The sequence below is a fragment of the Saccharopolyspora sp. NPDC045941 genome (assembly GCF_056431445.1).
Genome location: NZ_JBWKKU010000001.1, coordinates 300,549 through 317,736, shown reverse-complemented (window position 1 = coordinate 317,736; position 17,188 = coordinate 300,549). Strand labels below are relative to the sequence as shown.

The 17,188-nt window shown below is 70.7% G+C and carries 12 protein-coding genes; 1 reads left to right on the top strand and 11 read right to left on the bottom strand.

Annotation, left to right across the window (positions count from 1 at the left end):
• Positions 1-47: 47 nt before the first annotated feature.
• Complete coding sequence (locus AC07FN_RS01445; protein ID WP_478393813.1) at positions 48-863, bottom strand: AfsR/SARP family transcriptional regulator; 816 nt, start codon at positions 861-863, stop codon at positions 48-50.
• Positions 864-1,299: 436 nt separating this feature from the next.
• Entirely contained in the window at positions 1,300-1,962 is a 663-nt protein-coding gene (locus AC07FN_RS01440; protein WP_478393812.1) for a class I SAM-dependent methyltransferase, read from the bottom strand.
• A 282-nt stretch (positions 1,963-2,244) separates the two neighbouring features.
• Between AC07FN_RS01440 and AC07FN_RS01435 the strand changes: the two genes are divergently transcribed.
• The gene (locus AC07FN_RS01435) at positions 2,245-3,525 is read left to right on the top strand and encodes an FAD-dependent oxidoreductase (protein ID WP_478393811.1); all 1,281 of its coding nucleotides are present in this window, start codon (positions 2,245-2,247) and stop codon (positions 3,523-3,525) included.
• A gap of 93 nt (positions 3,526-3,618) precedes the next feature.
• On the opposite strand, the gene AC07FN_RS01430 is transcribed toward AC07FN_RS01435, so the two are convergent.
• The 9 genes from AC07FN_RS01430 to AC07FN_RS01390 all read right to left on the bottom strand — a co-directional run bounded on the left by AC07FN_RS01430 (position 3,619) and on the right by AC07FN_RS01390 (position 17,148).
• Entirely contained in the window at positions 3,619-5,160 is a 1,542-nt protein-coding gene (locus tag AC07FN_RS01430; protein ID WP_478393810.1) for a SagB family peptide dehydrogenase, read from the bottom strand.
• Complete coding sequence (locus tag AC07FN_RS01425) at positions 5,157-6,143, bottom strand: lantibiotic dehydratase C-terminal domain-containing protein (protein WP_478393809.1); 987 nt, start codon at positions 6,141-6,143, stop codon at positions 5,157-5,159. The genes AC07FN_RS01430 and AC07FN_RS01425 overlap by 4 nt, the downstream gene beginning before the upstream one ends.
• The gene (locus tag AC07FN_RS01420; protein WP_478393808.1) at positions 6,136-8,757 is read right to left on the bottom strand and encodes a lantibiotic dehydratase; all 2,622 of its coding nucleotides are present in this window, start codon (positions 8,755-8,757) and stop codon (positions 6,136-6,138) included. The genes AC07FN_RS01425 and AC07FN_RS01420 overlap by 8 nt, the downstream gene beginning before the upstream one ends.
• A gap of 16 nt (positions 8,758-8,773) precedes the next feature.
• On the bottom strand, positions 8,774-10,345 hold the full coding sequence (locus AC07FN_RS01415) for a SagB family peptide dehydrogenase (protein WP_478393807.1): 1,572 nt from the start codon (positions 10,343-10,345) through the stop codon (positions 8,774-8,776).
• 19 nt (positions 10,346-10,364) lie between these two features.
• Positions 10,365-12,359, bottom strand: a complete 1,995-nt coding sequence (locus AC07FN_RS01410; RefSeq protein ID WP_478393806.1) for a TOMM precursor leader peptide-binding protein — start codon at positions 12,357-12,359, stop codon at positions 10,365-10,367.
• Positions 12,359-14,416 (bottom strand): TOMM precursor leader peptide-binding protein, encoded by a 2,058-nt coding sequence (locus AC07FN_RS01405; RefSeq protein WP_478393805.1) that lies wholly within the window; start codon positions 14,414-14,416, stop codon positions 12,359-12,361. Before AC07FN_RS01405 ends, AC07FN_RS01410 begins: the two co-directional genes overlap by 1 nt.
• A 161-nt stretch (positions 14,417-14,577) precedes the next feature.
• Positions 14,578-14,751, bottom strand: coding sequence for a thiomuracin/GE37468 family thiazolyl RiPP peptide (locus AC07FN_RS01400; RefSeq protein ID WP_177226737.1), 174 nt, complete (start codon positions 14,749-14,751; stop codon positions 14,578-14,580).
• A gap of 342 nt (positions 14,752-15,093) precedes the next feature.
• A complete protein-coding gene (locus tag AC07FN_RS01395) occupies positions 15,094-16,005 on the bottom strand; it encodes an alpha/beta fold hydrolase (RefSeq protein ID WP_478393804.1) in 912 nt (303 codons plus the stop codon).
• Positions 16,006-16,047: 42 nt separating this feature from the next.
• Complete coding sequence (locus tag AC07FN_RS01390; RefSeq protein WP_478393803.1) at positions 16,048-17,148, bottom strand: thiopeptide maturation pyridine synthase; 1,101 nt, start codon at positions 17,146-17,148, stop codon at positions 16,048-16,050.
• Positions 17,149-17,188: the final 40 nt, after the last annotated feature.

Genomic DNA, 17,188 nt, shown 5'->3' with positions numbered 1-17,188 from the left:
TGTTCCGGTAAGAACCGGAACAACCACTCACGAGCAATCTGATCACTTCAAACCGTCTGCGGGAATCCGCACTCGACCGGGAAGTACGTCGACACCTCGATTCTCGCCGGGTCCTCGAGCAATTCCTGCCGGAGCCGCTGCAGGCAGGCCGACGGTTCGCCACCCAGCGCCCGGCTCAATTCCTCGAACACCTGCAGCGCCCGGGGCAACGCGCCCGACCGGTGGAGCGCGATCATCAGCAACGCGCAGGTGTTCTCGTCGGCCGGGTGCGCCGCCACCAGCTTGCGCAGCTCCGGGATCAGCGCCGCGTGCCTGCCCAAGTGGAGGTCGGCGACGATCCGCTGTTCCAGCACGCGGGCGCGGGCATCTTCGATGGTCCTGGCGGCCGCCGCCAGGACCCGGCCCATCGGCACGTCCACCAGGACCGGCCCGCGCCACAGGTCCAGCGCCTGGCCCAGGTACCTCGAAGCGCTCGCCGCATCGCACTTCTCCAGGGCGGCGCTGCCGTTCGCGGCCAGCCGGTCGAACTCGGCGAGGTCGAACGAACGCGGCGCCGCCACGAGCTGGTAGCCGTTGTAGCTGCGCGCTAGCAGCTCCTTGGCCGTCCGATTGCTGCCGGCCGGGAGCGAACCCTCGATCCGCCGCCGCAGCTGCAAGACGTACGTCTGCAGCGTGGTCTGGCCGCTGCGGGGCACCGCATCTCCCCAGATCTCCGACATCAGGGTCGACGCGGAAACCGCGCGCCCGCACCGCAGCGCCAGCAGGGCGAGCACCTGCCGCGGCTTCCCGGCGGTCGGCACGATCGAACAGTTCCGCAGCCGGACCGAAACCGGCCCCAGCACGTTGATTTCCAGTAACGGCATGCCCAGCAACCATCCGCTTAGGAGTTGGACGAAGTTGTCAGCCGGGACGGGTGATCGCAGCACCGATCACGCCCGCAGCGCGCGGCACGTCCCGTAGTCCCCAGTCCTCCGCCCAGGCAGGATCAGCCCTGGCTCCGAGAGGGACCGGGTGCAGCCGCGACGAAGTGCGTCACCAGGACGCGGGTTCGCCGGGCACCGCGGCCGCCCGCTCGCGGCCGCGCCGATTCGCCGATGCCGTTCGCGTCAGGGTCTGCCGTGCACATCCGGGCCGGAGCGGAGCACATCGCCACCGCCGGGCGCACCCGGTGAAATCCCCCAGCAGATCACAACTCCCATGCCAAAGCCCTCCCGCTCATCCCCAGGGAAAACCCGCGTTACCGATCACCATACCCGGCAAATCGCCTGGGCGTCGCCGAAAAATCGCACCGGTGCGCGATCAGGCCGGTTTCGCGGCGGTCAGCACCAGCACGAGCGGGCGCCCCACCAGCCACGACGCCCACGGAACCTCGTCGACCATCTGCTCGTCGCCGGAAAGCTCGTGCCGCTGGAGGTCCGCGAAACCGGCGCCCGCGACCCAGCCCGCATAATCGTCCACTGTGTACGGGTAGGCGACCATCTTGAATACCTCGCCGGCGTCCTCGAACTGCGCCGACATCCCGGTCGCCGCCATCTCGGGGTGGAAGACGGAGAACACCAGCCGCCCACCCGGACGCAGCACCCGGTGGAATTCGGCGACCGCCCGCGCCGGCTCCTCCAGGTGCTCACCCAGCAGGGCGCACAACACCGCGTCGAACTCGGCGTCCCCGAATGGCAGCGCCTCCTGCAGGTCACCCTCGAAGAGCGGGACGCCCGGATGGCTGTGCCGGGCCACGTCGAGCATCCCGGCCGAGAAGTCGACACCCTGCGGCTCCGCGCCCGCGGCGAGCATCGCGCCGAGGTTGCGCCCGGTTCCGCAGCCCGCGTCCAGGATCCGCTCCCCCGGCTTCGGCGCCAGCAATCCGACGCTGTGCCGGGAGTCCAGCGACACCACCGGATTCGGCGTCCGTTCGTACGTGCTCGCCCATCGGTCGTACCCGGCTTTGGTCGTTATCTCGTGCATCTGCATCCTGGACCGCCCGAAGGTAATGTGAAACAGTCAGCGGGGGAACGTGATCGAGCTGGGGGGCGAAGCGCACGAACCGCCGAAAACCCGTGGCACCCGGTTGAAAACGTTGCACCGCGATGACTGTCGGCCGATTGCGCGAACCGAGCCGGTCACGCGCAATCGCAGCCTACCGGCCGGGGCATTCGGTGGGCAACCGAACGGGTTGCCGCGATCGGCACCCGCGTCCGCTCGACGCAATCCGGGGAAATCCCGGAACTACCAGGAGGCCAGCAGGAAATGCCGGAAACATCGTTAAGGGTTCTCGTCATCGGCGGCGGCATCGGCGGCCTCTGCCTGGCACAGGGATTGCGCAAGGCCGGGGTGGACGTCGCGGTCTACGAACGGGATCGCACCCGGACCGATCGCCTGGAGGGCTACCGAATCCACATCGACCCGCACGGGGCGAAGGCGCTGCACGCCTGCCTGCCGCCGGAGACCTGGGAGACGTTCGTTCGCAGCACGGTGGACCTGGGCAGTTTCCGGTTCCTCACCGAGGATCTGCAAGAACTGATGGTGATGGAGCAGGACGCCCGCGGCGGCGCGGGTTCCGGGCCGACCGAGCGCTCCCACGCGATCGACCGGGTGACCCTGCGCGAGGTGCTGCTCGCCGACCTCGACGAGGTCCTGCACTACGACAAGAAGTTCGAGCGCTACGAGCGCAGCCCGGACGGCGAGATCACCGCGCACTTCGCCGACGGCACGACCGCCGCCGGCGACGTCCTGGTCGGCGCGGACGGGGTCAACTCCCCGGTGCGCAAACAGTACCTGCCGAACGTGGAGCGGGTGGACACCGATGCCTACGGCATCGGGCTGAAACTCCCGCTCACCGAAGAGGTTCGCGCCTGGCTGCAGCCGCCGCTGTCCACCGGGCGGAGCATGATCACGGCGCCGGCGCCGTTCTTCCTGTCCATCTCGGTCTTCGACCGCACGGCCGCGATGGACGACATTCCCGAGACGCGCGGCGACGACGCCTACGTGGGCAGCGCCTTCGTGATCCGCCGAAGCGCGTGCCCGGCCAACATCGAGGCCCTCGACGGGCCCGAGCTGAAGGGCCTGATCGAACGGCTCGTCGGCGGCTGGCACCCGCAACTGCGCAGGCTGATCGCCGAATCCGACCCGGAGAGCGCGCTTCTGGTGCCGTACAAGACATCGGTGCCGGTCAAGCCGTGGGAGACCACCAACATCACGCTGCTCGGCGACGCGGTGCACAGCATGTCGCCGGTCGGCGGCATGGGCGGCAACACCGCGTTGCGCGACGCGGATCTGCTGTGTCGCCAGCTCGTTTCGGCGCGCGACGGCAACGTGGCGACCACCGAGGCGATCCGGGTCTTCGAGGCCGGGATGGTCGAATACGGCTTCGCCGCCGTCCGGAAGGCGCTGCAGTACCAGAAGCAGGGCTTGCAGAGCAACAAGGTCGCGGTGTCGCTGTCGCGGGTCTTCTTCCGCGCCATGAACGGAATGATGCAGCGGAAGCGGCAGCCGGGGCGGGAACCCGCCAGGTCGGGCGCCGGGAGGTGACCTCGGTCCCCGGGAGCGGCGATTCCCGCCGTTCCCGGGAGCACCGCCGATTTCGCGCGAAATCGCCCGCCCCGACTGGTGGCGGGCGAGGCGCTAATGCCAGCCCGCCTCGTAGAAATCTCCTGGTGTACGGCCGGAACCGATCATCACCTGGAGCAGGCTGGTGAGGCCCGTTCCTTCGATTCCGAGCAGGCGGTTGGTCTGCGGCACGTGGTAGCCGAGGCTCGCGTGGCAGCGCAGTCCGAGCGCCGCCGCGGACAGGTAGAGCCGCTGCGTCAGGATTCCGGCTTCCATGTTCTGCATCCGGTACCAGCGGTCGCCGTGCGTGCGGAAGCCGCTCTCGTATTCGCCCACCGGGTAGATGCACAGGTTCGTGTGGGTGAGGTTGAAGAGCTTGATCAGCAACGCCTCCTGGAGTTCGCCGCCCATTCCGGGTGCTGCGCGCACGAGTTCCAGGTCGGCCTGCTCCGGCCGGTAGCGGTAGACACCGGGCTCCAGGTCGGAAACCCGGTTCACCGCGCAGAAGAGTGCGGTGTGCCGGACCGCGGGTGACGGCCCGTCGAGATCGTTCAGGTAGCCCTCGGCCGCCGCCGCGAGCAGCGCCGCGAGCGCGTCCTGGCCCAGGTCGGACGGGGTGAAGTAGCCCATCGAGGAACGCCGGACCCGCAACCCGCCGAGCGGGTCGACCCGGCGGCCGGGCAGTGCCACCGTTCCCCCGCCGGGCACGGCCGAGGCGCTGATCTCCGGTTTGGCGCCCGCCGCCGACCGCTCCGCGGTGCGCCTGGACGCCTGGTGCACCTCGGCTTGCAGCGGCAAGGCCGCGATCGACCAGTCCCGCTCCGTCACCGAACCCGAGCCGGTGCGGGGGAGTTCCGCGCCCTCGACGGGTCGCGATCCGCCCGGGGTCCGCTCGACGGGGCCGAGAGCGATCGCGGCGTAGACGCTTTCCCTCATCGGGTCGAGCCGGAGCAGGCCGTCCAGGGTGTCGTCGGCGAACTGGTAGCGCACCCGCGCCTCAGCCCGGTCGCGCGCGGCGACGGCGAGGATCTGTCCGATGAGGACGCCGATGTCCAGGCCGCACAGCCGGTACGTCACGTCGCCGTACTTGAACGCGTTCTTCCAGAAGAACGCGGTCGTCAGCAGCGTCAACTCCGAGCGCTCGCCGCCGAGTCCGGCGGCCAGTTCGGGCGTCCAGTCGCCGTCCCGCAACGTCACCAGCGAGTGGTGCGCGGCGTCGTAGTGGTAGGCGCCCGGTGGTATGCCGCTGCCGGGGCCGGCCACCACGTACAGCTCGGCGGGGAACCGCGAACCGCCGGACGGCACCGGCCGCAACGCGTTCCTGGCGAGCTTCGCGCCACCGCCGGGCTCCGCTCCCCTGGTGCCGATCAACCGGCGCAGGGCGTCGGCCGTCGTCCACCGGTAGCGGGTCACCCCGTAGCAGTCCAGCAGGAGTTGCCCGAGCCGATCGGTGGGCGACGCACCGGCGCTCCGGTAGCCCAGCGGAATCCGCGGCTTGTCCCGGTAGACCTTGAACTGGGTCGGCGAATCGCCCCAGTCGATCTCCTCGGGAATCGGCATGCCCTCGGCCAGCGCCAGGTACTTGCGTGCGCTCGCGGCCGACTGCTCGGTGTTCAACTCGCACTCCCGGTGATCTCGGAAACAGCCCGCCACAGCAGGTACATCAGGTAGGACTCCTCCGGGAGCGTGACCCCCAGCCGGTTGTTGTGCATGTGCGAGCAGAACAGCAGCACGCTGGCGAGTTCGGCCTCCCGGTGCCGCTGCGGAGGCATCAGCACCTCCTGCACGGCGAACCGGCCGCCCTCGCGGAGCAGCCTCAGCTCGTCGCGCAGGGTCGTGGTCGCGCCGGCCCACCGCGCCACCGCGGCTCCAGCACGCTCGGTGGCACCGGATTCGACCGCCCGGACCAGCCCTTCGACGACGCCGAGCAGCCGGGGCCGCTGACGCTGGTACTTCGCCTCGAAGTGGGTCTCGGCGGCATCCGGATCGCCGAACACCAGCCGTCGCCCCCACTCGCGGTGACCGGTGCCGAGGTAGTCGGCCAGGCCGTCGGAGCCACCTGCCGCCGTCATCGCGCAGACCAGCATCATCGCCAGCGCCTGCCCGGTGCGCTGGTCGCCGGTCGGGCCCTGCGCCAGCAGGTCGGCCACCAGCTCGCTGGACTCGGCGAAGTGCCGTTCGACGACGCCCATGGCCTCCGGAGTGCCGCCGTAGCGCGCGTATTCCGGTTCGTAGGGCACGTGCCGCACGGTGTTGTTCGGCTGCAGCGGTTCGGTCTCGTGCTGGCCCCGCTCGATCCCCACCAGCGGATCGGCCACCTCGCGGTAGTCCTGCTCGGCGACGGTCGCGCGGGACGGGCGGTCGCGGAGGAACTCTCCCACCCGCCGGTCGAGGAGTTCGAGCAACTTGTCCGCGTCGCCGGGCGAACGCGGCTTCAGCCGCAGCCGCAGGTGCGGGCCGCCCTGCCAGTGCCGTACGAAGAAGTGCCCGTCGAGTCTACCGCCCAGCTCGGCCACCAGCGGCCGGACCGCGCCGGTGACGACCGCGTCCAGCGGATCGTGGTAGTGGAGGTGCACGCTGACCCACTGCGTTTCAGCCATCGCGTCCTGCCTGCGTCAGCTCGACCACCAGCTCCGTGGCGCGAGCGCCGTCCGCCTCGCCGGGGACCAGCTCCTGCGGTCCCGGCAGCATCTCCTCGAAGACCAGCAGCTGGTCGGTGCTCGCGGCGACCTCCTCGAAGACGTGGCCGAACAGTTCGCTGCCGAAGTCCAGGTACACGGGCTTGCGCGTCTTGTCGAACAGACCGTCCACACGGGACCGCTGCGAGGCGTTGCCGTGCCCGGCGACGGCGCGGACGAAGCACTGTTGCGGGATCCGGTGGCGGCGCCGCCAGCGGTTCACCTCGATCAGGTGCTCCAGCGCCGAGCCGCCGGAGGCGCGCCTGGGCAGCAGCCCGCTGGGCACCACCCACGCCGCGCGGTTGAGCACCAGATCGCCCAGCGCCAGGCGCGGGTACCGGCGGACGCCGTCCACCTCGCCAACCGGGGCGGCGGTGGACAGCTGCTTGATGAACTCGAAGCGCGGCACGGCCTGGCCGAACATCTGGATGAGGAACCGGTACGCGGGCGGCAGCAGGAACTCGACCATCACGCCCAGGTGCACGGGCATGATCTCCACGCCGTGGCCCTTCGAGACCAGCCGCAGCACCCCGGCGCCGGGGTCGTGCACGACCAGGAGGTCGCTGAGCGCCAGCCGCCGGTCCGGCGGCCGGTCGCTGGTGCTCGCCGGGTAGCTGATCTCGAAGTGGGTCAGCGGGTGCTTGAGGTTGAGGTTCGATCCGACGGTCCCGGTGATCTCGGCGTACCGCACTGGCGCGGTGGCGGCCTCGGGCGGGGCGAAGGTCCCGCCGCCGGTGCGCTGCCCGAGCCGGAGCAGGCGGGCCCGGCTGCGGCCGAATCCGGTCATCAGCTCGTTCAGCACGGCGCGCGGCCGGTCCCCGGCGATCGGCTGCAGGTAGCAGGCGACCGATTCGATCGGCGACACGAATTCCGGTACCGCGTCGAGGAATTCGCCGATGGCCCGCGCCGAGAGGGTTCGGACACCGGCATCGTCGACCGGCGCTTCGGCAACCGCGGCGACCAGCCGCTGCTGCAGGGCGGCCAGCCGATCCAGCCGCTCCAGCCCGATCCGCGGGACCGGGAACGCCCGCTCGTAGCAGGTCGCCAGGTCCGCCCCGCTGACCCGGCTGCCGGTGTCCGCCGGATTGCCCGTCGCCCGGCCGAAGTCGCGGTAGAAGTCGAGGAACGGAACCTGGGCGCCGGCGCCGTAGCGGTCGGCGAAGAACGCCTCGGCGGCGATGCGGCCGGGCAGGAACCGGTCGTACAGCCCGGCCATCCGCCGCACGAGTTCGAGCCGGTCGAACAGCCCGCACCAGGATTCCAGCCGGCCGGTCATCGCGCCGGTGATCAACACATCCTCGTAGAACGCCTGCTTCGGGAACTCCGCGCCCGTGTCGTCCCAGCCGAGCCGGGCGTAGACCTGCCGGAGCCGATCGGTGACCACAGCCGACTGCTCGAATCGGTTCTCGGGAGCGTCGAGCCGCCCGTAGGTCTCCAGATCGTCCCGCAACGCCAGCAGGGTGGCCCGGGCGTCGGCGACGCGGTCGCCGGGGAAGCCCGCCAGTTCGGCGGCGAGCCTGCCGAGGTGGTCGGTCTCGTTGTCCGGTATCCCGAAACCGATCTCGACCAGGCCGATGTCGATGAGCTGATCGAGGAATCCCGCGATCTGCGCGCTGCGGTCTTCCCGGTCCAGCCCGGCCAGCGCGCCCACCACGCCTCGGTAGGTCCGGTCGGTGCCGTGCCGGATCTCCCGCAGGAAGCGTTGCAGCGTTGGGGTGTTCGCCAGTTCCAGCACGGCTTCGCCGTCCTTGCGGCCGAGGAACCGAAGCACCTCGCCGTCCTCGACCACGCTGGTGTTCACCGCCAGCAGCAGGTGCGGACGGATCTCCGGCCAGCCCGCCAAGGCGCGCGGGATCTGCTGCTGGGTGAAGGCGTTCAGCTCGACGACGCTGCGGCGCGAGCCGCCCGCGTAGTGCAGCTGCGGGCCGTCGTCGATCCAACGGCCTTCCGCGAAGCCGGTGAACGTGCTGTACGGGCTGGTCTTGGCCGCGGTGCGCGAGAGGTACTTGGCGAGCTTGCGCTCCAGCTTGCGATCCGGCTGATCCGGCGACGCCTTGCGGAGGCTGAGGTAGAGATCCGGGCTGGCCAGCACCAGGCCGCGTTGGAACGCCGGGTCGGCGGCCAGCTCGTGCACGGCGTGCCGCTGCCGCGCCACTTCCGCGGGCAGATCCGCTTCGGCGGCGGCGATCAGCGCGCCACGCTCTTGGACGCGGCGCTGCCAGCCGGTGAGCGCCTCGGCCAGCTCCGCGGGCAGCTCGGCGAGCAGTTCGTCGTCGACGCCGGAACGGGGCTGCCTGCCTTGGTACACGTCACGACGCAGATTGATGAGCCGCCTCCGCAGGCCGGTGTCGGTGGTGCGGCCGACGACGTCGTGCAGCGCGTCTGAAAGCGCGTCGCCGCGCTCTGAAAGCCATTGCTCCGCATCGAGGATCTGCTCGACGAGTTCGGCGGTGCGCTCGGTGCGCAGCCGTCGGAGGAAGGCCAGCGGCATTCCGGCGACGCGCACCGCGAAGGCCGGTTCGACGCGGTATGTCATCGGCTCCCGTCCCACCTCAGAAGACGACCGGGAGCCCGAGCTGGACCCCTGGCCGGTTGTGCGCGATCGCGATCTGGAAGAACGGGGTCAGCTTCGCCTCGTCCAGCCGCAGGATCGACTCGACACCGGCCGCGTCATATCCATTGTGGACGCGGGCGGCCAGGCCGTGCGCGGCGCTGAGCACGCAGAGCCGCTGCGCGACGATCCCGGCTTCGAGGTTGATCAGCCGGTAGGCGCGATTGCCGAAGGTGCGGCTGGCCTCGGCGTGGTCCGCGGCCAGGTACAGGACCGCGTTGGACGCGCACAGGTTCAGGTTCGGCACCGGCAGGGTGCCCTGCAGCGGCCGGGAGAAGTCGCCTTCGGCGACCAGGTGCAGGCCCGCGTGCCCCCGGCAGAACCGGTAGACGCCCTTCGCCAGCCCGGCCACGTCCAGCGCCACGACGTGCAGGCTCACCCCCGGCCCGGCCACCCCGTCTCGCAGATCGCTGCGGTACGGATCGGTCGCGTACCGCACGATCTCCCAGAGATCGGCCAGCGGCAGCGACTTGGCGATCGGGTTGAACAGCACGTTGCCGGAGTTGCGCGCCCGCAACGTCGCGCCGAGGCCGATCGGTTCGCGCCGCGCGGGCGGCATCGGCAGCGTCGGCGTCTCGCCGCTGTCGCAGCGGCAGCCGGGAGCCGACACCGGGAGCTGGCGGGCGCCCTCAGCCGCGTCGTCCAGCAGGGAGTTCTCGGCGATCGAGGTGAACAGCGCATCGTGCGGGTGCACGTCCCCCTCGGGCCGGACGTAGCGGTGCGAAACCGGCGGGACCGGAGTTTCCGGCGCCGGTTCGGCGGCCGATCCGTCCCGGCGCAGCGGCAGCGCCGCGAACAGGTGCTCCTCGGAATCCACCAGGCCGAGCAGCCGACCGGCGCGCCGGTCGGCGAACTGGAAGCCGACCTCGCCGCGCAGCCCCAGCGCGCCGGCGACCATCAGCAGGTTCCCTGCCGCCATGCCCGCTTCCTGGGCGCACAGGCGGTAGGAGTAGCCGCGGTACTTGAAGGCGTTCTTCCAGAACAGCGACGACAGCAGCAGCACGCTGTGCACGTCGTCGACGTCCGCGCCCAGCAACTGGCCCAGCTCGGCGCGGAAGTCGCCTTCCCGGATCAGCGCCAGGCCGTGGTGCAGGGTGTCGTAGTGGTAGATCCCCGCCGGGGCCTCGCCGGTGCGGGGCACCCACAGGTAGAGCTCGGTCGGGAAGTAGCACCGGGCCGACGGAACCATCCGGTGGTACGGCCAGACCGCGCCCGGACCCTCGTCCCAGCGGGAGAATCCGTAGCCGTAGTAGAGCAATGCCGACAGCAGCTGCGCCGGCTCGCGCAGAACCGGCTCGGGCGCGGTGAAATCGGCGAAGGCGCTGCGCGCGTCGCCGATCTCCAGCGGCAGCGCGCCGGGCAGCCGGTGCCGCGGCACGTCGCGGTAGATCTTGAACGGCAGCGGATCGGCGCCGATCGGCTCCTCGCCGAGCACCTGCGCGAAGAGTTCCTCGGCCTCGTGCACCGTGCGGCGCAGGTAGTGCTCGCCGATGTCCAGGTCCCAGTTGCCCATTGAACCTCCAGCGCCCGCGTCACGGGAAGGGATGCGGGTGCGGGTTGATGTCGGCGTCGGTCAGCGGCCGGTCCCGGTAGCCGAGCTCGTGCGGAATCCGGTGCAGGCGCTCGAAACCCCGGTCGCGGCGCCGCATGTGCCCGAAGGTCATCGGCAGGCAGCCGGGGATGATCACCTTGACGCAGGCGAAGTCGCCCGCCCGGTGCTCCGGTGTGGTCTGGTCGACCACGACGACGTCCAGCCCGGTTCGCACGTACTGCTGCAGCGTCTCGGTCAGGTCGTCGCGCAGGTCCGCGTTCTTCGGCTTCTGGTAGTAGTCCTTGAACGCCTCGGCGAAGGTCTGCCGGACCGGCGAGCCGTTCAGCAGGAAGTCGAACCGGTCGAAGACCTCCGGCGCGCCGTTGAGCGCGGCGTGGTCCTCCATCGACACCACCGCGTAGGGATCGGCCAGCATCTCCTCCACCCGCGGCCGGTTCTGCCGGTGGAACTCCGCCGGCCTGCTCACCAGCGGCCCCAGCTCCATCAACGCGCTGATCAGCGCCTTCTCCGGGTTCAGGTTCGAGCCGGAGGCGCACAGCACCTTGGGCATGTCGGGCATGCCCCGACGGTCCACCGCCAGCACCCAGAAGCACGGCACGCCCTGCTCCATGGTGATGTTGAAGACCTCGATCGAGTAGCCGGAGAAGCTCTCGATGTGCTCGATGATCAGCGGCACCTCGGGGTTCGGCGCGGATCGCGGGTCGATCCTCGGCACCGACAGCTGCGCGTACCAGGTCATCAGGAACGCGTCCCGCTCGGCGACCTCCAGGATGCCGTGCAGGATCGCCTCCTCCAGGCAGCCGCCCAGGGCGCAGCCGTTGGAGATCTCGTAGACGAACGGGTGGTCCCGGGTGTTGCGGTAGACGGTGCCGTAGTAGGCGTAGTTCTCCGGCACCAGGATCGGCCGCTGCCGGGCGAAGGAGTAGCCCCACACCCAGTTGAAGGTCAGGTCGTCGTGGTAGCGCGGGTACGGGAAGCCCGGCCGGCTGTAGAGCTCGTCGGTGTGCAGGCCCAGCGTGGTGGGGTCCAGCGCGTCCGGCCCCAGCTCGCGGTAGCTCGCGCGGACCGCCGTCCGCTTGCCGCCTGGCTCGATACCGCCGTAGCGCTCGATGCCCTCGGCGATGGCGGTCAGCTGGCTGGCGGAGAAGTCGAGCTGGTGCCCGTAGCCGACCTCGGTGCGGGTGGTGGCCCGCAACCCCATCGGCGCGCTCGAACTCGGGAAGACGCTCCGGCCTTCCTTGTAGACGGCGCGCAGCAGCCCGGCCTCGGAGTCGACGTAGACATCGCGCAGCCGACCCTGCTCTCCCGCCAGGGAGCGGACCCGGTAGCCGTCGACGGAGGCCTTCAGCCGGTGCTGCAGCTCGATCTCCGCGCCCTCCCTCGTGTCCAGCGGCAGCCGGCCGCACCGGTCGCACAGCGGATCGGGCAGCCAGCGGTGCGTGCTGGTGCGCAGGTCGTCCAGGGAAAGCCGGATGAGTTTGCCGCGAGTGCTCGGCGTCGCCGGGTCGGCGGCGAACCGGTCGACCTCCCGCGCGATCAACGCGCTGAGCAGGTCCACGGCGAATCCGGTCAGCCACTGCCCGCCGATCGACGCCATCCGCTCGGGGTGCGCTTCCAGCACCTTGGCGTAGTCGGTGCCGTCGTTGCGGGCGCGCAGGCGGCGTTGCTCCACGCACTCCAGGCAGCCCTCGTCCAGAGTGGACAGCAACGGCCCGATGAGCGCCGCACCAGGCGTGACGTACGCCGGCAGCAGCGGCATCCCGCTGGCACGGGACCGGTCGCTCCACCGCCGGTGCCGCTGCCGGTCCCAGCCGTCCTCGACCAGCAGCACGATGTCCACTTCGGATTCCGTCTCGGCGTCCACCACCGCGTACCGCCGGGACACCTCGCGCCACGTCGCGGCGCGGAGCGCGCCCTCGCCCGCGATGCCGACCCGGATGGTCGCGCCCATTGCCTTGTGCACGTCTTCGGCCACTAGTTCTCTTCCCCGAGCACGACGTTGACGATGTAGGGCAGCACCCGGTTCAGCGCCGGGTCGTGGTCCAGCGGCACCGCGACGGGCCGGTGCCCGGCGACGCCCAGGCGGCTCAGCAGGAGCTCCTGGACCTCGGGCCAGCCGTCCGGCTGCGCTGCGGCGGCGATGGCCGCCCGCGGGCCGCGCAGCTCCGGCGGCAGCTCGGGCAGGTGCGCGGTCGGGACGGCCGCGTAACCTGGCCACTCGCCGGCCTGCGCCTGGTGGTGCCGCAGCGCCTGCTCCAACACCTCTTCGAGCGCCTGCCCGATGTCGAATCCCGAAGCGCAGCCGACGGTTTCCGCGCCGACGCAAGCCACGAAGGTCGGCACGCCGAGCGAGCCGGTGATGTCGTGGATCGCGACCTCGACGCCGACGATGTCGAGCATCTTCCAGTAGCGTTCCGCGCGCTCGGTGCGCGGCGCGGCGGCGGGGTCGACGGCCGGGCGCACCGACTCGGCGACTTCCGCGACGGTGATCCGGTCGGCCAGCGCCAGCAGGCCGCGGCCGACGGCCTCGGCCCAGGTGGAGCCGGAGGCGAGGCCGGGCAGGTCCGCCGCGTGCGGCAGCACCCCGCGCAGCGCGGGGAAGACGTCGGCAGCGGGCAGCGAACGGGCCGCGCCGCTGATCAGGTCCAGGCCCCAGGTGCGCGGCTCATCCGATCCGCTCAACCGGCGCCGGTCGACCGCGCTGGCCGCGTAGAGCTCGCAGGCGCGGCGGGTAGCGCGCTCGCGGGCTTCGGTGAAGTCGGTGGCCACCTCGACGGCCGCCGCGCTCTCCCGCTCGAAGTCCGGCAGCAGCAGCACGTTCGCGTACTCGGCGCGCGACACCTTCAACGGCAGCTGCCCGAAGTCGCCCTCGTCCAGGCTGGCCAGCAGGCCGGTCGACGGCTCGAAGCAGGCGGCCGCGGCGGCTGAAAACTCCTCTCCGGTGATCTCCGGCCCGGCCGCGAGATCGCGCACTGCGGCCATGAATTCCGCTTCACCACGCGGCTCCGGGTCCCCGTGCGCGGTGCACAGCGGGTGCCGGGTGACCGGGTGGTTCGAGCTCTGCAGGGTCTCCAGGTCCAGCCGCACCAGCGCGCCCGCCGTCTCCACCGGCCCGGCGTCGGTGCGGTGCTTGAACACCTCGAACGACAGCTGGTTGGCCACGATCGCGGCGGTCGGCCCGGCCAGGAACTCGCTGGGCGTCGCGTCGGGCCGGTCGGCGAACTCGGCGCCGGCGCCTTCGCGCCTGCCCAGCACCCGCAGCCGCGCGCATTCCCAGCACGCGCCGTCGCCCGGCCCCACCAGCGGCCCGACCCACGCCTCGTCACCGTCCACAATGGCCTGGATGAACAGCGTGCCGAGCTCGGCGCAGGCCCGGTTCAGCCGCCGCGCGCGGTCGAGCATCGGCTTGTCGGAAACGTGGATGACGGCGTCGAACGATCCCAGCGCGGCCTTGCACTCCTCGACCGAACCGCCGATGGCGGCGCGGTGCTCGACGATCGACTGCGCCGAGTCGCGCTCGCGGGCGTGTTCCAGGTAGGCGTCGAGGCGCGAGCGGTCGGTAGCGGCCTCGTCGGTGATCGCGACGTGCACTTCGAGCAGCCCGGCGTGCAGGCAGGCCTGCGCGAGCGCGACCGCGGTCTGACCGGCGCCGACCAGCAGCACCTTGCTGTCCCGGAACCGCTGGAAGCGGTGCGCGGCCGAGTCCCGGTAGTAGTCGACGAACGCGATCTCGGACTCGTACGCGGCGAGCACGCTGTCGTCGAGCCCGTGTGGACGGTCGTCGCCGACGTCCTTGATGAAGCCCTTCTGGACCAGCCCGCCGATCAACCCGACAACCATGCGCTTGCGGTCCTCGGACAGGCTCGCGGTGATCTCGTCGAGCGTGTGCGCGCCGGTGAGGAACGGGGCGAGCTTGTCCACCCACTGGTAGATGTGCTTGCCGTCCAGCGTCAACGTTCCGTGGTTGCTCACGAAGTAGATCCCCTCCGCCGAGGGGAGGTACAGCGTGTCGTTCTTGAGCTTCGGCTTCACTTGTCCATCCAGGGCAGCAGCAAACAGGGCACGACGAGCACGGGGCCCGCCGGGCATGCAGCTCGACGAAACCCCGCGCCCGCCTATGCGGAAGACGAGCGAACTCGCCAGTCGGGATCAGCGCAGGGCGCTAGCTCCCGCCTCTCCGCAGGTGGCGCCAATCAGCCACACGGGCAGCAGCAGCAGCTGCAGGTGCAGCAGCAGCAACCGGCGGAAGCGCCGACCTCGGTCATCCCGTGGCCCATGCCCAGGGACTGGAGGTCGCGGTCCGCGTCAGCGCCGAAGGCGAGGCTTTCCACCTGCAGGCTTTCCAGCTCCAACTTCAGATCTTCCATGCCATACCCCACATTCGGGTCGACGGAATAGTTGATTTGTCAACGCAATTCCCAGGATCCCGGCGCCGACGTGCCAAGTTCTAGCACGAGATCCGTTGGCATGCCACGAAAAAGTCCAGCGCAACGGGCCTGCGAGTCCGGCCGGGACCGACAATCCCAGGTAGGGATCGAATAACTAGAGAATCGCTAGAACCTTCGCCCAGCAGAAGTTAACGGAAGGTTACGCCGAAAAGAGCAGGGAAGATGAACCGGCGCTCGGCTAAACTTCCGCGCCACACCCGACACGGCGGATTCCTGAGAGAATTCTGAGAACAGGCAACGTTTTTCGGGACGCGGGCGTACTTAGGAGATGGACAGGAACTCGAGCACGTGCGGCCAGCTGTCGCGGCTCGCCGCCTCATCCGCCACCGGGTCGCCGCCCATCAGCAGCCGGTCGAAGCCGGCACCCCGCGGCCGCGCCGCCGTCCCGGGAGCACCGAGCAGGTGACCGGCGTCCGGATAGCACACGTGCCGGTGCGGGAACGCGTGCCCGCGCTCGTCGAGCCGCGCGATGATCCGCTCGCCGAACAGCTCAGATGGCCACAACGCGTCCTGGCCGGCGCTGAGCACCAGCACCGGCCCGTTGATCCGCTCCACCTCGATGCTCGCGGCCGCGACGGCCTCGTGCTGCCCCATCGCGCGCTCGAACGACGACCGGAACGACACCGGACGACCGCTCAAGAACCCCTGGAACTCGGCCATTTCGGCGGCGCTCGGCGGCAGCATGGGCACGAACGGGACGGGCTCGCCGTCCCGGCTCCACGACGACCGCGGACCGGCCATCATGGCCCGGGGATCCGACGGCACGGCCTGCCACGCCACGCTGCTGGGCACGTGGGCGACCACCGCCCGCACCAGCTCCGGATGGGCCGCTGCCAGCAACAACGCGAGCTCGCCGCCACGCGAGCGACCGAGCACGGCGATCCGCTCGGCGTCGGCCTCGGGGCGTCCGGCGAGCCAGCGCAGCGCGCCGGTGAAGTACTCCACCGGGATCTCGACGAGATCCCGCGGCAGCCCCGCCGCGCCGAAGTACGCCACGGCGAGCGCCGCGAAGCCCTGCTCGGCGAGCAGGCGGGCAGTGAGCTCGGGCACCGCCCCGGACGAGCCGCCGACCACGAGCACGGCCGGATGCGGCCCCGGCGATTTCGGACTGCACAGCACCCCGACCAGGCCGGGACGCGAAACCTGAACCGACACGACGCTAGCGTTCTCCACGCCGCCAGCCTAGCCACTCGCCCAGGGTCCACATTGGACCAGTCAGGAGGCGACGAAGTCGTTGGCCGAGATGCCGTAATGGTCCTCCACGGCGTCGGCGATGAGGTGGCAGAGCAGGAACCGCTCCACCGGCAGCACGCCGATCCGGTTGAGGTGCAGGTAGAGGTAGTTGAGCGCGAACCGGAACCCGAGGAACCCCGGATCCCGCTGCAGATCGGCCATCCGGCCGCCATCGCCCTGCAACAACCGGTGGAAAGTGCTGTGCTCCAGCATGCCCGGATCCCAGCTCTGCACCGCGTCCGGCGCGACCGCGCCCGCGAACGACAGCTCGCCGGCGCCGATCAACGGCTCGGCGGTCGAGCGGAACCGGCCCAGCAGCCGGACCCACTCGGCGACGAACGGCACGTCGGTGCGGCCGCGCTCCACGCAGTCGAGCACGCCGACCAACCGTTCCCGCAGCACAGCGGCCTGCGACCGGTACTGCTGGACGCAGAACTCGCGCCGCGCGACGGGGTCGGGGGCGCGCACGATGAAGCCCTCGGCGTGCGACCGGTAGGAGATGAAGCCGCGGTCGATGCCCGGCCACATCGCGTGCGCGGTGGCGATCATGAGGTCGGCGGCGAGGCCGACCCGGCTGCGCCCGGCGCGCACCTGGTCGAGCATCTCGAAGACCAGCTCGTTCGTCTCGTGGTAGAAGGTTTCGAGCAGCGCGGCGGCCGCCTCGCTGCCCAGCACGTGGATGCGCCGGTCATGCGGCGCGTGCTGGATCGAGTTGTCCGGGTGGAACGGAGCCAGCGGGCTCGATTCCCGCTCCTGGCGGGCGACTTCGCGATGGGTGGCCAGCAATTCCCGTTCGTCGACCCGCGCAGTGGAGGGGTGCTCGGCGAGATAGCGCTTCGCCGCGCTCTCCACCTCGGGCCGGATCACCTCCCGGAACACCGGCTCGGGCGCGCGGAAGCACAGCCGCAGGTGCGGGCCGCGGAGCCAGTGGCGGACGAAGAACATCCGCTCGGCGTCCGCCGGCATCCGGGCGAACAGCGGCCGCAGGCAATCCAGGATGAGGCCGTCCTTCTCCGCCGCGTAGTAGATCTGGATGCCGTGCCAGATTCCGGATTCCGGTGGCGCAGACAGGTTCTCGTTCATCGCACTCCCCTGAGTCGCGGCTCGGCCCGCATTCAACCAA

Coding starts and splice junctions, on each gene's coding strand:
- AC07FN_RS01390 (WP_478393803.1), bottom strand. CDS start 17,148: ATGAACGAGAACCTGTCTGCGCCACCGGAATCCGGAATCTGGCACGGC.
- AC07FN_RS01425 (WP_478393809.1), bottom strand. CDS start 6,143: ATGGCTGAAACGCAGTGGGTCAGCGTGCACCTCCACTACCACGATCCG.
- AC07FN_RS01400 (WP_177226737.1), bottom strand. CDS start 14,751: ATGGAAGATCTGAAGTTGGAGCTGGAAAGCCTGCAGGTGGAAAGCCTC.
- AC07FN_RS01415 (WP_478393807.1), bottom strand. CDS start 10,345: ATGGGCAACTGGGACCTGGACATCGGCGAGCACTACCTGCGCCGCACG.
- AC07FN_RS01435 (WP_478393811.1), top strand. CDS start 2,245: ATGCCGGAAACATCGTTAAGGGTTCTCGTCATCGGCGGCGGCATCGGC.
- AC07FN_RS01440 (WP_478393812.1), bottom strand. CDS start 1,962: ATGCACGAGATAACGACCAAAGCCGGGTACGACCGATGGGCGAGCACG.
- AC07FN_RS01445 (WP_478393813.1), bottom strand. CDS start 863: ATGCCGTTACTGGAAATCAACGTGCTGGGGCCGGTTTCGGTCCGGCTG.
- AC07FN_RS01420 (WP_478393808.1), bottom strand. CDS start 8,757: ATGACATACCGCGTCGAACCGGCCTTCGCGGTGCGCGTCGCCGGAATG.